The sequence below is a fragment of the Arenicella chitinivorans genome, assembly GCF_014651515.1.
Lineage (GTDB): Bacteria > Pseudomonadota > Gammaproteobacteria > Arenicellales > Arenicellaceae > Arenicella > Arenicella chitinivorans.
In genome coordinates this window covers 275,838-290,636 of the sequence record NZ_BMXA01000002.1, presented here as the reverse complement: position 1 = coordinate 290,636, position 14,799 = coordinate 275,838, and the positions used below count along the sequence as shown (strand labels likewise).

The following is a 14,799-nucleotide window of genomic DNA, read 5'->3' as shown; positions in this document are numbered from 1 at the left end:
CGTATGTCGGACATTGATATAGCGAAGCTGACCGAGTATCTCAGCGCACAACTACCAGATTTTACCCCACCGTTAAGCGTGGCCAAGTTCCCTGGTGGGCAATCGAACCCCACATTTAAGTTGAGCACGCCGACTCAGACCTACGTACTACGACGCAAGCCCCCCGGCAAAACCCTCAAAGGCGCACATGCTGTCGATCGCGAGTTTCGGTTATTGTCGGCCTTGCAAGACAGCCCCGTTCCAGTCGCCAAGCCTTATGTACTTTGTACCGATGATCGCGTCATTGGCAGCATGTTTTATGTCATGGAATATCTTGACGGGCGAATTCTCTGGGACCCGACTTTACCGGAGTGCGAACCCGCAGAACGCACCGCGCTGTATCATGAAATGAACCGTGTATTGACCGCCCTGCACAGCGTCGACATAGACTCGGTTGGGCTATCGGATTACGGCAAGCACGGTGACTATTTCGCCCGCCAGACGCATACTTGGACTAAGCAGTATCAAGCATCGGAACTCGGCAAGATTGCCGCCATGGACACCTTGATCGAGTGGTTGCCCGCCAACCTGCCCGCGGACGACGGTCGCTTTTCCATCGTGCATGGTGATTATCGCCTGGACAACCTGATGTTTCACCATACCGAGCCACGAGCGCTGGCTGTGCTGGACTGGGAGCTATCCACCATTGGCCACCCATTTGCCGATCTGGCCTACCAGTGCATGCAGTATTATCTACCACGCGGCAAAGGTCTGCCCGGCTTACACGGAGTAAACCTGGCGAAGCTAGGCATCCCAGATGAAACCGATTACGTTGCCATGTATTGCGAGCAAATGGGGATTGACACCATCCCAGACTGGAACGTGTATCTGGCGTTCAGTCTGTTTCGGCTAGCCGCCATTTGCCAGGGCGTAGCGAAACGCGCTCAGCAAGGCAATGCCTCGAGTAAAAATGCCGCAGATTACGGTCAGTTGGTTGAACCATTGGCCGCAACTGCGCTGACGTTAACACAATAGAAAGCAAGCTAAATAATTATGACTACATTACTTTCCCCTTTTTCGTTGGGCAACATGACTTTGCCGAACCGCGTATTGATGGCCCCCATGACGCGCAGTATGTCACCAGGCAACGTGCCCAATGACGCGGTGGTTGAATACTACCGCCAGCGTGCCGCAGGCGGTGTCGGCTTAATCATCACCGAGGGCACCTGCGTTGGCCATAAGGCAGCCAGTGGCTACCCCGATGTACCGTTGATCGCTGGTGAAGAGCCACTTGCGGGTTGGAAAAAGGTCATCGATGCGGTACACGCGGAAGGCGGCAAAATCGCACCCCAATTGTGGCACGTTGGCGGGATTCGCCGACCGGGCATTGAACCCGGCGGAGAAACACCTGGCTACAGCCCATCTGGGATGGCGTTCCCAGGCAAAGTAACTGGCCACGCAATGACCAAAGAGGACATTGACGAGGTCGTACAATCCTTCGTCCAAGCGGCCGTTGATGCCGAGCGTATTGGGTTTGATGCCATTGAGATTCATGGTGCGCATGGCTATTTGCTGGATCAATTTTTCTGGGAAGGCACCAACCACAGAACTGACGAATACGGTGGCAGCTTGGAGAACCGCGTGCGCTTTGCCTGCGAAATCATTTCAGGTATCCGTGCTAACGTAGCGGCTGACTTCCCAATTATTTTCCGATTTTCGCAATGGAAGCAGCAAGACTACACCGCGCGACTAGCCGAAACGCCGGAAGCACTGGGCGAGTTCCTGGCGCCATTGTCTGCGGCTGGTGTGGATATTTTCCATTGTTCAACACGCCGTTTCTGGGAGCCAGAATTCGATGGCAGCGATTTAAATCTTGCCGGCTGGACCAAAAAACTGACCGGCAAGCCAACCATTACGGTCGGCAGCGTGAGCTTGAATGCCGACTTCTTGCCCGAGCCTGGCGACAAAGCCTTCAAAGACGGTGAAATCGCCAGTCTCGATAACCTGTTGCAACGTCTGGACGCGGAAGAGTTTGATCTGGTGGCGGTTGGCCGCGCCTTGATCGCCAACCCAGATTGGGTGCGCAAAGTGGAGAACAACGAGCTAGAAAATCTGACTCCATTCAGTAAGCAAATGCTGGTCGCCCTGTAAGCAAAATCTCAGGCCAGACGACCGGATAATCAATGTCCGGTGACCATCGAATTTGAAATCTGATTCTAAATTCAGTCGCCGGACACCTATTCATTGCGCAGTTTGATATAGAATGAGTGGTATGAAACGTGTTGTGTTTAATCGAAAGGGTGGCGTCGGCAAATCCACGATCACCTGCAATCTGGCTGCTATCGCTGCGAGTCAGGGTAAGCATGTTTTGGTTGTTGATCTGGATCCGCAGGCGAATACCACGACCTACTTAGGCCACGACGGGAAAGACAATGTGGTCGGCATCGCCGAGTTCATGGAATCGACGATCTCGCGCAATTACCGTGATTTCACGTCCGATGACTATATCCGTAAGACTCAGTTTGAAAACTTATCGCTGATTTCCGCTAGCTATTCACTGGTCGACCTTGAAGCCAAGCTAGAAGCAAAACACAAGATTTACAAACTGCGTGATTTTCTCAACACACTGGATGACGAGTTCGACGAAATTTACATAGATACACCACCCGCCCTTAATTTCTTCACATTGTCCGCCCTGATTAGCGCTGATCGCTGCCTGTTGCCTTACGACTGCGATGTGTTCGCGCGCGATGCAATGCTGGATCTCATGGAGGAATTAGACGAAATTATCGAAGATCACAACCCGGAGCTGGAAATTGAAGGCGTAGTTGTCAATCAGTTTCAAGCCCGCGCCAAACTACCACAACAGGCGGTCGATGAGCTCAGCCAATCCAAGTTTAAGCTACTGGAGCCGTTTATCTCCTCATCCGTCAAGGTCAAAGAATCCCACGCCGCGCACACACCGTTGATCTACCTGGACCCGAAACATAAGGTCACACAAGAGTTTGTGGACCTGTACAATGCAATTAATCGCAAACGGCGCAACAAAACGATGCGCTAGTCGACGGTGTTACCCATGTCAGTAGCGTCTGGCAAGGTAGCGCCTTGGGTTAACTCCGCACAGCACTCCCATGCACGGTGACGGAGCTGTAGTTTATAACATCGCCTGCCGTAATTACTTTTCCCTGTACGTAGAGGAAAAGGCAAAGGGCGAGGACAATGCATAGGGGTACACATTATGTCTAGAGCGCTAGAGCGTAAAATGGCCGAGGCCGAAACCTACGAAGAGTGGAAAGAAGCCGCCATCGCTTACGATGAGCGTACCGGCTTGGAACGCTGGAAACAAAGCGAAAAAAGTCGCCGATATGATTACGCGGCTATCCGGCGGCGTCTGGACATCTTGCAGGTTATGCGGCGTGCTAACGACAACCACGGCCTACTCTTTACCCTGAACGAAGGTATTCACGGCAACCTAGGGGGCATGGGACGGTCCTCTCTATATCGCAAAGCTAAATTTGGCACCAAGCAACTCGTTGTTGACTACACAGAGGAAGTTGCCTCCGCACTCAAGCATCTGGCTAAACCGAATATCAAAGGCGTGACACTCAGAGAGAAAATCGACTTTTTCCATCGAGCACACTTATGTTTTGGCCAGTCTGCTCTGATGTTTTCCGGCTCAGGTACCTTTTTGTTTTTCCATGTCGGCGTACTGAAAGCCCTTTGGGAAGAGCACTTAATTCCAGATGTGATTTCGGGCTCCAGCGGTGGCGCCTTGATTGCCGCGGTAGCCGGCACACGAAAACCCGAGCAACTCGGAGAGATTTTTGAACCGGCTTTTCTCGAATTCGAAGAAGACATCAAAGCCATTCTGCGTAACCTTTCACCGGGTAAAAAGCGCAATCTGCGTAAAAATGATTTAATCAAAATCATCGAAAAAATCATTCCTGATGTGACCTTTGAAGAGGCATATCAAATCTCGGGGTTAAAAATTAACATCTCGGTGGCACCGCACGAGCGGCATCAAAAGTCGCGCCTGCTGAACGCGATTGCGTCACCCAATGTGATGCTCCGTGAAGCAGTACTCGCATCCTGCTGTATTCCCGGCGTGTTTCCACCCGTGTCACTAGCGGCGCGCGATGTGAAAGGCAATCGCGTGCCGTATTTGCCGTCGCGTAAATGGGTCGATGGTTCCCTGTCCGACGATTTACCGATGAAACGATTGGCGCGCCTTTACGGCGTAAACCACTTTATTGTGAGCCAAACCAATCCACTGGCGCTGCCATTTTTGAGCGCCGAGAAAGGTGACAAAGGCGTCGTTTCCACCATCAGCGAAACCGCGTTAAAAACCATGAAAGACTGGGGGCTTGCGGCATCGCACCTGATTCAGCGACCACTGAGCAGCGAATCGTATTTGAGCAAGCTGATTAATGGTTATATCTCCGTGGTGTCGCAAACGTATACCGGCGACATCAACTTATTGCCGTCCAAACGATTCTTGAGTCCCACTGAAATTCTGACCGCCCACACGGCGGAAGAAGTATTGGAACTCATCAACGATGGCCAACGCGCCACCTGGCCAAAAATTGAGCGAATCCGTATCCAAACCCACATCAGCCGCACGCTTAATCACTTGATCGAAGAACTCGACGAGCGCGTCATCAATGGTGGTCGACGTGCTGCACATCCTCGTCGGCAAGTCACCAATAAGAAATTTGAGTTAGTCGCGAGCAAAAAATCGGCCAACTAACGGCTAATCTGGGTTCCCCTTCAAGCTAGTTTTAAAACAGCTTGAAGGGAGAATGTAGGGTCGTTTACGCGTGTTTACAAAAGGGCACGTTTGCTAGCGAGAGGGGTTATCTAGACCGAAAAACGGTGCGCATAAACTGCTTCCGTTTGACAAACTAACTCTGCGGGCGCTTGGTGAATCAGTGCATCGTTCTCCAAGGCCGCGGCCATAAACAGGATAAAGCCAATACGCCGAGTCAAAATGCTCTGCAGGATTGGATCACCAACGTGCACACGCCACGGACATCACACCCACCTGCAAGTGTCGGCTCGATCATGTATTGCGCTAACCATGCTGGAGGCACCATCAATGCACACTTTCTTCATTCTGATTTCTCGGGGTCGAGCGGCAATAGCGGTGCGCAACCTGCGGCTAATTGATCCTGAGGACGTGGGCGACAATAGAGCGTGATCGGTGTTTGGTGACTGACAAATTGGCGATACGCCTTGGTTAGGTCTATCTTGCTAACGTGATTTGCGGCGGTTCCAAAGTAAACCTGATGTTCAAGGATAATGTCATTCAAAATCTCGGCTGTACAACCTTCCAGCGGCGGATCTATATGGGGATTTGATTCGGGTTCGATTCGCAAGGGAATAAACAAGTGACCATGATCCGTCAAGACACGATTTTCCTGTTCTCTCGACAGCTGAGCAATGCCCTTGCCCAGACCATATTGATCGCTGCCCCGATATTTGAACGACGGGCATCGAATATTAATCGGGATCGTGTTGATACCATAATCAGCGCAAGCGGCCACGCCATCAAGGCGATTACCATAGTCGACTTTGATGTCAGCCAACTTGATCGGATCCAACAACGTGTAATCGAAAAAAATCGGCACCACCTCATCATCTTCGTACAGTGAAAAATGGTCTTGTGAAAGCACGCCAAGCGTTATCGGCTTGCCCGGTTTGAAAGTCTTAGGCACGGGCGGTGACGCGACGTAATATTTACTGATAAAAAACTCGTCCTTACCGTCCGTCTGCCAACCATATGGAACTGACTTTAAAGTTCTTTGGTTCCATGCCATCTCCGTATTAATTTGGGTATTGTTGCACGCTAATAACTGCACAGATTGAGGCAGTGATTGGTAATCGGCTGGTGCCGAGCCGGTAAAAACTAGAATTGCAGAATCATGCTTGGCTGCACAGCCAGCCAAGAAGAGTCCAAAAACCACACTCATAAAACGCATCATACTCCCTCCATTGTCCATGTATCCAAGCATAATTGAGTAGCTCGAAGACAAATCGAATCCTTACTTGTAGCGAAAGCCGAAGCGAACTACTCGGGTTCTACATAGTCTACCTTGAATTCAAAACCGGTCCCACTGTTCTCACGGGTGCTTACAAACCAAAGTAATGCAGGATGCCCGCCTTTCACCAACAGCGGCGGCGGAAGTTCACGTCCGCTCAATTTCAACAGTAAGTTGCGCTGTTCCGTGGTCTGACCGGCAAATAGGTGAATGATGTCATGATGCAGTTCCGTGTCGAGCTTGGTGAATGTGATCTGCGCGTTTTCACCTTCAGGCGGAACCACCAGCCACTGACAATCACTCAAATGCGCATAGTCACTGCCTACGCTGCCATCAGTGTACACGCCTTCAGCTTCGATGCGCTGAAGCCCCTGGCAATAGCGTTTAGAGAGTTGAACCAACTTGAACGCATAGCGCATACCAAAGCGAAAATCTTTGCGACCTTTGGCTTGTAACTTGATCTGAATAGCGTGACTGGAAAACTCCAACTCATGCGGCAGCGCATCGGCTTTGCCTTGCCATAAGTGTTCACCGTCTAACGAGGAGATCGTCACGTGCACAGACTTATTCTTGCCTTCGAAGAAGGGCTTGAGCACAACACCAGAATATGCGCCTTCAGGCTGTATTCGCCAATTCAGCTCAGCTTTGCGTGCCTTACCTTTGGTAAATAGCAGCACGCCTTCTGGGTTGCTAAACGTGTGGTTGAGCGGCAACCCTGCTTTAACACAATTTATTGCCGCCGAAATATTCAACGCACCAGCACCAAACTGGCCAGGAAAAAGTGGATTCAGCTTGTCGACAGCATACGACGTCATACTCAGGCATGATTCTATCTCGAGCTTACTGACTGCTGGGCGTGCCAGTTTCATCAATGCCACCGCAGCCGAGACACGTGCGGTGGCTATCGAGGTGCCTCGGTCTCGGCGAACGCCGTTATTACTGGCCACGTCCGCCGACTCCGTCTCTGCGCCCATGGCTGTTAGGTCCGCCTCCTCACCTAGGTTTCCGTCAATCGAAATACCCCTTTCATCAACACCAGTCACCGCGAATACCTGACTGTGTGCAGCTGGGTAAATCTGTCCGTCCTGATAGTAATTGCCCATCGCAGCCACCACGAATGCGTGACTATCAGCAATACCTGCTAACGCGCTTTTGGCTTGATCGTCGACAAGACCACCACTCCAACTCAAGTTCACCACGTTTGCGCCGCTTTTGAGCGCATAGTCCAACGCTCGGTAGCCATCTTCGACGGTGTCGCGGATAGACGCATCAGACACGGCTTTAACAAACATCAGTTTAATGGGGTAATCATCTCGCTCACCCAGTTGATCTCGAATTATCTCGGCGATTACCCCGGCAATAAAGGTACCGTGATGCAATTCCGACTGCCGATCGACAGCGGGCAATACGGTCCCATCCATATCGGAGACGTCCCAGCCGACGAGATCATCCACCACACCGTTTGCGTCATCATCGAGCCTGTTATTGGGGACTTCCCCCGGGTTTCGCCACACCATGCCTTGGAGCAGACGGTGGTTATGATTAAAGCCGTCGTCGACGATGGCAATGACAATAGGCAAATCTGAAAACGTCGATGCGCTCGTCACACCATGAGGAATCACGGCGGCAACTATGCTTGTCACCGCCACCCAAAAAGCAGATTTCATTTTGCGTTTGAAGAGACCTTGCCGTCGCGTGCTACTGAACCGGAAGCGCCAAGTTTATTGTTTCAGCTCCGCCTTTTTGCCCTGCGGAAATAGTGGTTAAACCTGGTCCCGACCCTGCACCGATTGGCGATCTACCTCGCAAATCAGGCAGTGCAAATGTAGTTCGTCCATCGCCCCCATATGTCGTCCCGATTAGGGAAAACAATGCGGTATTCTGGGCTACTGGCAACAATTGCCCATGGCAAAACGCCCAACCTCTCGGTGCAAAGTTACCCCCAAACATCACGATTTCGGCTATGTAAGCGTCAGCACCACTTCTGGAAGGGAAAACACCTAGCGTGGCGATAATGTAGTTCACGCCAAGCCAAGGGTCACGAATATTCACTGCCGAGGAAGTTCTTGCAGTCAAACCCGATGGATTAAATGCAATCACCTTTTGGGCAGGCAGATTGGCGTCCGGGGTTGTAATTTGAATTCTGGATCCAGCTGAGTAGACGATACCACTCAAGGTCTTCTCATTCGGATTGGCTGCATCAGGAATCGTTTCAAAGATTGTCGTTTCGTCTACGCTAATAATCGTACCGTCTGCACCATCGGCCCCTGCCGGCCCTTGAATACCTTGCGGTCCAATTGCACCCGGATCCCCTTTGTCACCCTTATCACCTTTGAGGCCAGTGTCACCGGTATCGCCTTTGTCACCCTTGTCGCCTTTGAGGCCAGTGTCACCGGTATCGCCTTTGTCACCCTTATCGCCTTTGAGGCCGGTGTCGCCGGTATCGCCTTTGTCACCCTTGTCGCCTTTGGGGCCGGTGTCACCGGTATCGCCTTTATCACCCTTATCGCCTTTGAGGCCGGTGTCACCGGTATCGCCTTTGTCACCCTTATCGCCTTTGAGGCCGGTGTCACCGATATCGCCTTTATCACCCTTGTCGCCTTTGAGGCCTTGAATGCCTTGCGCGCCGGTCGCGCCGGAAGCCGCAACGAGATTCCAATACTCAGTGTCGGGGGGCATATTCGCAAGGCTGGACGTGTGAGACTTGACCGCGATATAACTGCTGCCACCTTCTTCGATCACTTCCGCTTTGGAATAATTAGTATCGACCTGCCAACTCCCGCGCCAAGTAGATTCCTCTCCCATCAAGGGCACTACTACTACTTTGTTTCCATATTGAGACTGTGCGTTCACTGACGCACTGACCAACCCAATCAGCACTATTAGACAAAAACGTAATTTATTCATTGACCCATTCCTTTTTCTATATATTCATCAGTCAATGAAATGTTAACATAAATTAATGGCCTGCCTGCTTTTAACCCCCCAAAAAAACATCAACGAGCCGAAACACAATGAATAATTCAAAAAGACGTTCACTCGCAACCGCGCTGATCAGCGGTGCAGCGCTGCCTTTGTGGCACAAACCGTTGGTCAACGCCATTGTTGTACCCGCTCACGCACAGACTTCAACGACCGCGGTCAGCAACATCATTGCGGCCTCACTGGATGGAGACAACCCCTTTTCTCGCTTTGTTTTGATTGTTGATGACAACGACAATGTGTTGGCAAATTGCGGAGAGAGTGGTGGCACCGCATCAGCGGAGAATCTACCCGCAGGAACTTATCGTGTGTTTGCCGACAGTGACGGCGCGCAATCCCATGTCGTCGATGTCACGGCGGGCGACACATCGCTACGCGTGACTGTGCCGACCTCCACCGGTGACTGTGATTTTCTGGTCGCTACGGTCGAGTTACCGAGCGGCACGATCATGCCAGCCAACGGCGAACAAATTACCAGCAGTTGGCGTTGTAGCACGAATCAAGGCACCAACTGCCAGTAACACTCCGCCGCCCAGCGGTAACTCTTTCAAGCCAACCTATATTGTGCTTGAAAGAGCACACTCATCGTCGCGTCGCTGATTCAGTTCGCTTCGGCTTCCTGCTTCGCTTTTTCGACCCGATACTCGCCGACCAGGCGCTCAAAGTGCGAGCCACAAACGTTGTTTGCTGCTTTCACCTTCTTTCTTGAGCACATGGTTGGCAAATCTTCGGAACACCATTTTCGACTGGAATCAGTGCGTTCGATAGAACGCTCTTCAGAAATCCCAGCGCATTTCACATGCACGGTCCAGATCGTTTCGCCATCTAGTTCGCTTTTGACTTCCCTAGAAATTGATCGGACTTCGGCAGCATGTACCCCTGGCACCAGTAAGAAAATAACAAACGACAAAATAATTCGATGTATACGCATCACATTTCCCCCGCATAGGTTAAGTCTGCGCCCGAGGCCCATGCCACGGGCATTCGATCGACACTGACTAGAAGTCAACCGATAGCTCTAAACCGTACGTCCGTGGCAAGCCATAGGTGCGTACATAGGAGCCCGTCAGGTCACGAATATCGGACACGTTGGTCTGATAACGTTGGTCCGTGAGATTATTCACGAATAACGCCACTGACCAGGTCTCAGCGGGACTGATATAAGCGATTCGACCGCTCACGAGTGTGTAAGCCTCCTGTGCCACGAATGGATTGTTGTCTGTTGAGAAGAACAAATCATCCTTGTAAGCAAACCCGGCTTGCGCGGTCACGTAACCGCCAAAACTCAGAGGGTACTCATAGTTTACGTAACCGCTCACCGAGGTGTCCGGCGTTTGAGTCAGCTTGTTACCCGAATAGTCTTGCCCTGTGGTCTCATCAATGAAGTTTTCTAATTCACTGCTGATGAATGCGGCATTCAGATTCGCCGTTAAGCCTTGAGCCAATACAGCGGAAAAATCCAGTTCCACGCCGGTGGAATTCGCGTTACTCGCATTATCCAGAACTAAGATCGGTGTGCTTCCGCTATTTACCAAAGTGAAAACCTGAAGGTCTTTAAAGTCGTTGTAGAACAAAGACGCATTCAGACGCATTTTAGAATTAAAAAAGTCTGCTTTCATACCAACTTCATACGCCGTCACAAACTCTGGATCGAATGGTTGGATCTGGCGATCAGCAATTGCGGGGTCAATATTCAAAAAGCCGCCATTGAAGCCACCGCTCTTGAACCCGGATGCCACTGACGCGTAATAAAGTGTGCCGCCGTCAGGTCGGTATTCCGCGCCCAAGCGATATGAGAACTCAGTCGCACTGGTCTCCAGGTCATCGAATCGGTATACATCGATCGCGTTTGGTCCGAACGTTTCGGGTTCCTCAAGCTGCCCCAGCGCGTCGAATTGACGTTGCTCATCGGTGATGCGACCGCCAACAGTAACTGACCACTCGTCATTGACGATGTAATTTGCCTGCCCGTACACCGCGGTGGTTTGTAGGTCCTGCACGTTGTAAGAACGGGCGAATAAAACCGGAATCCCGTTAACCTCGCCGTTCGGATCGGCCAGACCGCCGGTCGTCGAACGTAACGATCGGAAGAGATCCAAAGTTTGATCTTGAACGATTTCTTCATCGAGATAAAACACGCCGGCAAGCCAATCAAACGCATCAGTGGCACCAGTTACACGAAATTCCTGACTGAAGGTCTTTGACGCAACGCCGTAATCAATATGCAACATGCTTGCTGGCGCACCATCCGACTCTTCCGGCAAGGTGCGTTCCAAATCATCGTAGGATGTGACTGACGTAAAGGTGATGTCATCACTCAGGTCATAATCGACCTCGATGTAGCCACCTATCGAATCCAAGTTGATGCGTCCGATACCATTGTAATTGCCGTCCAGCTCATTTTCTGGTGCGCGATATCCCAACACATCAACACATTCATTGTTGGCGATCCTTTGGTCACTGCAGGTTGCGCCCGTCACCGGGTCCAATGTACCCAACGGACTAAAACTACTGTTTGGCGAATCGACTTTAGCGCCATGCACATTAACCAGAATGCGTGTGTCTTCGTTTGGCTCAATGGAGAACAAAGCGCGGTACGCCGTATTGTCGCTGCCATTGACGGTTGAACCGTCAATTAGATTTTTGCCATAACCATCGGAGTCTGTTTTCGCCACCGCGACGCGGGCGCTGACATTCTTTGATAATGCCCCAGAAGCCGCGGCTTCGATCACGGAACGACCGCGATTACTAAAGCGCCACTTACCTGAAACCTGAGTTTCTTTAGTTGGCTTTTTGGTAATAAACTTTACAGCGCCACCCGTGGTGTTGCGTCCATAAATGGTGCCCTGTGGACCCTTCAGAACCTCAACGCGCTCAGCATCGAATAGTTGAAAAGGACTGAGTGCCGGAGAGCTCACGTACACTTCATCTGAATACAAGCCGACCGGCCCTGCATTGTTGGTGTTTAAATCATTAAGACCGGCACCGCGCAGAAATAAAAGCAGTTGACTCCCTTCTCCGCTGGAGTTACCAATCTCCAACCCTGGAACAAATTGACCAAGCTCACCCGACTGCGTTACTCCCAGAGCGTTCATTTCCTCATCGGAAAAGGCGGCAATCGCAATCGGAATATCCTGAATACTTTCAGATTTCTTTTGGGCGGTTACAATTAACTCTTCAAGAAAGAGTTCTTCTGACTCAACGTAGATCTCTTCTGATTCTACGGAATTTTCCTGAGCGAAAGAGTATGCCCCTGAAAACGCAGCGGTTGATACCGCCACAGCTAGCGCACTGCGCCTATAAAACGTCGTGTTTCCCATTTTTACCCCACACACTGTCTATTAAAAGCGCGCGGAGTCTATCAAATAAATATGCGGGATTCCTTGCTGAGGACACCAAAACAGCGGATTTTGTGCTATGTCAGAAATAAAAATAGGGAATATCACCCGATATCCCAAACAACTGTAAATTATGATGAGACACGCCCGACCATACGCTCAAATATGCATGCTGCCTTGGTCTCGCGCGTGAGTACATTTTACGGTGTAACAAGCACTGGCGAGACAGATTTACGCGACTCAGCGGATGAGGGGTTGAGCGCGACGGTACATATCAAGCAGTACTAGCACACCGGATTGAGCGAGGACAAGCTGATAGGTGAAGCGCTATACCTGGTGAGCTAGCAAAGCCTGCATTAGGAAGAACGGTTGAGCCAATTTAAATATACAAAATACAACTCCACGCATACGGCTAACCCGATCACTATGGTGGCCGCCCAATACAAGTAGACCAGCGCGCCTACTCGTGCGTTGTAGCCAGCCCACAGTAGCGCGCTAAGAATAAGCAAGAAGAACCCCATCACCACAAGAAACTCTACGGGTGTGTGTTTTCGGGACGGCAGTATCCGTGATGAGAACTTGTTTAACTCACACCCAACGAGTACGAGCGATTAGACCTTCTCCTTTTAATCCGCATCAACGACTTGCTCCACAAGATTTACAGCGTGACTTTTAAACGGATATCGATGCGCATCAAGCACCTGCTTAACAATGAATTCTGCAATCAACTTAGTTCCGGTGGAATTGAAGTGACAACATGCATCAGCATAGACCATGCCCGGCTCGCTATCCATAATCCCCAATCCGCTAGCAAAGTGCACACCGTGCTGCTCGAAGTCATCGATTCGCGCAGCCAGCCGCGGATAGCCTTCAATGGCATTGGCGCTGTAGTTATGTGAATGATCAATCGCCACGTTTGATTCCTCTGGTCCAAAGACGCGGTTACCAAAGTATTGATTAGGTTGCAAAATATGAACGTACTTGATGTTATTGGCCGTCGCAACCTTATGCATCAAAATCGACGCGTCCCGCCAATAGTCCGCTGCCTTCTCCAAGGCCTGATCTCGGGTCAGCGGCTCAAGGCTTGGATTAAGGTACACCACGGAGTCTTCCGACGGTCGAGAGGGTATCGATTGGTACGCAACAATGCTCTCGTTCAGTGTACGATATGCCCGTTTTCGCAGTGTGGTAGCCCAGAGCCAACTGCACGCAAGTTTACTCTGATTAGCAGACTCAGCCATCCGATTGATCTTGCGTTTTAAGCGACTTATGTCGGCCAATGCTTCGATTTTTTCGGAGCTTAATTCTGACTGATTCAGAATATCCATCATTTCGAGCATATGCCCGGCACTTGGCATCGTGATTGACAGGCCTTGTCGACTATTCTTCTCCGACAGCACGATTTCGTTAAACCCATCCAAATTAATCACCGTGTCAAACTGCTGCCCGATGGATAAAAAATAGGTCAACAGTTGCAACTGCTGTGGTTGTTTGTATCCGCCTTGTGCAAACGTTAAAACAACAATTTCCTTGTCTTTGAATCTTTCATCGGCCTTCAGGCCGCGAATGATGTCAGCTCGGCTTTTAACAAAGATTTGTTGTGCCACAGAACCGCCGAATATACCAATAACGTACTCGTTGGGAGCGGACTTTACATAGGGGTAATCGACACCGGCCGAATGGAAGCCAAAATTATTGTACTTACGATTCCCAAAACGTGCACCCGGAGGGTAATTCAGATAACCAAAGTACGGGTGCAAATACTTTTTTAACGCGACCCTGCCTTGCACTACCTCCGGCAAAAGCTCTACTTGTGGTGGATGCTGGTAGAAGTTGGCACCGTACTGGATTCGGTAAATAGAAAAGGCTGTGAGTTCGAGCAACACGAACAGCACCGCCACATTAATCAAGGCGACTTTGAGCCAATAGATGACGTTATGCAAAATTCAACACACTCAAACTAGACAGCAACCTACTGCTTTTCGCGGATACAAAGATAATAGGCCCATCCGATGAGTACGAGCTGAAGCGGGCCGCGAATCAACAGATAGGCTGGCCCAGACTGATGCCCTCCTAGCCCGACGCCATTCATCGCGGCATAGATGTTGGCCGGAAAAAACAGCACAAAGACAGCAAGCGCAAGCATGGCGGCTGTTGTCTGAAAGCGGGGAATAAATAAGCCAATACCGATGATTAGCTCAAGCATGCCGGTCAGGTAAATCAGGAGCTCACGTGCGGGAACCCAGGCAGGCAACATATCGACCATACCTTGGGTTTTCACGAAATGTCCTAGGGCAAAAAACAAAAACGCGATGCCCAACCCCCAGCAAGCAGAACGCCGCACTGATGTTGGTCGACCCGTCGCTTTCGAATACATAAATTCGATCGCCATTGGGCTAATCAACAGAGCAAGGATAATAATCACATTCGTCATGTCGTCGCTCCTTAAAAATTAATGGTCT

11 protein-coding genes and 1 pseudogene are annotated in these 14,799 nt (G+C 50.6%); 5 read left to right on the top strand and 7 right to left on the bottom strand.

All coding sequences use genetic code 11. From position 1 onward, the window contains the following. The first annotated feature begins 3 nt into the window (after positions 1–3). From IE055_RS06480 to IE055_RS06465, 4 genes are all read left to right on the top strand, one after another. Complete coding sequence (locus tag IE055_RS06480) at positions 4–1,014, top strand: phosphotransferase (protein ID WP_189399209.1); 1,011 nt, start codon at positions 4–6, stop codon at positions 1,012–1,014. A gap of 12 nt (positions 1,015–1,026) precedes the next feature. Continuing rightward, positions 1,027–2,130 carry an NADH:flavin oxidoreductase gene (locus IE055_RS06475; protein ID WP_373299190.1) on the top strand — a complete coding sequence of 368 codons (1,104 nt, stop codon included), beginning with the start codon at positions 1,027–1,029 and terminating at the stop codon, positions 2,128–2,130. A 121-nt stretch (positions 2,131–2,251) separates the two neighbouring features. Beyond that, complete coding sequence (locus IE055_RS06470) at positions 2,252–3,040, top strand: ParA family protein (RefSeq protein WP_189399207.1); 789 nt, start codon at positions 2,252–2,254, stop codon at positions 3,038–3,040. Between the two features lie 177 nt (positions 3,041–3,217). Continuing rightward, positions 3,218–4,726: a DUF3336 domain-containing protein gene (locus tag IE055_RS06465; RefSeq protein WP_189399206.1), complete on the top strand. Its 1,509-nt coding sequence runs from the start codon at positions 3,218–3,220 to the stop codon at positions 4,724–4,726. Positions 4,727–5,087: 361 nt separating this feature from the next. On the opposite strand, the gene IE055_RS06460 is transcribed toward IE055_RS06465, so the two are convergent. From IE055_RS06460 to IE055_RS18070, 3 genes and pseudogenes are all read right to left on the bottom strand, one after another. Next, positions 5,088–5,957, bottom strand: coding sequence for a hypothetical protein (locus IE055_RS06460; protein WP_189399205.1), 870 nt, complete (start codon positions 5,955–5,957; stop codon positions 5,088–5,090). An 89-nt stretch (positions 5,958–6,046) separates the two neighbouring features. Next, the gene (locus IE055_RS06455) at positions 6,047–7,684 is read right to left on the bottom strand and encodes a S8 family serine peptidase (RefSeq protein WP_189399204.1); all 1,638 of its coding nucleotides are present in this window, start codon (positions 7,682–7,684) and stop codon (positions 6,047–6,049) included. Between the two features lie 46 nt (positions 7,685–7,730). Further along, positions 7,731–7,967: pseudogene (locus IE055_RS18070) on the bottom strand (phage tail protein); the annotation flags it as partial. Positions 7,968–9,031: 1,064 nt separating this feature from the next. On the opposite strand from IE055_RS18070, the gene IE055_RS06440 reads away from it, so the two are divergent. Further along, positions 9,032–9,520 carry a hypothetical protein gene (locus IE055_RS06440; protein WP_189399203.1) on the top strand — a complete coding sequence of 163 codons (489 nt, stop codon included), beginning with the start codon at positions 9,032–9,034 and terminating at the stop codon, positions 9,518–9,520. Positions 9,521–9,600: 80 nt separating this feature from the next. Here IE055_RS06440 and IE055_RS06435 read toward each other — a convergent pair whose 3' ends face one another. The 4 genes from IE055_RS06435 to IE055_RS06420 form a co-directional block, all read right to left on the bottom strand. Next, positions 9,601–9,930 carry a hypothetical protein gene (locus tag IE055_RS06435; RefSeq protein ID WP_189399202.1) on the bottom strand — a complete coding sequence of 110 codons (330 nt, stop codon included), beginning with the start codon at positions 9,928–9,930 and terminating at the stop codon, positions 9,601–9,603. Between the two features lie 67 nt (positions 9,931–9,997). After that, complete coding sequence (locus IE055_RS06430) at positions 9,998–12,319, bottom strand: TonB-dependent receptor (RefSeq protein ID WP_229794173.1); 2,322 nt, start codon at positions 12,317–12,319, stop codon at positions 9,998–10,000. Between the two features lie 644 nt (positions 12,320–12,963). Further along, positions 12,964–14,280, bottom strand: coding sequence for a hypothetical protein (locus IE055_RS06425; RefSeq protein ID WP_189399200.1), 1,317 nt, complete (start codon positions 14,278–14,280; stop codon positions 12,964–12,966). Positions 14,281–14,309: 29 nt separating this feature from the next. Then, positions 14,310–14,771, bottom strand: a complete 462-nt coding sequence (locus tag IE055_RS06420; protein ID WP_189399199.1) for a DoxX family protein — start codon at positions 14,769–14,771, stop codon at positions 14,310–14,312. Between the last annotated feature and the right edge of the window lie 28 nt (positions 14,772–14,799).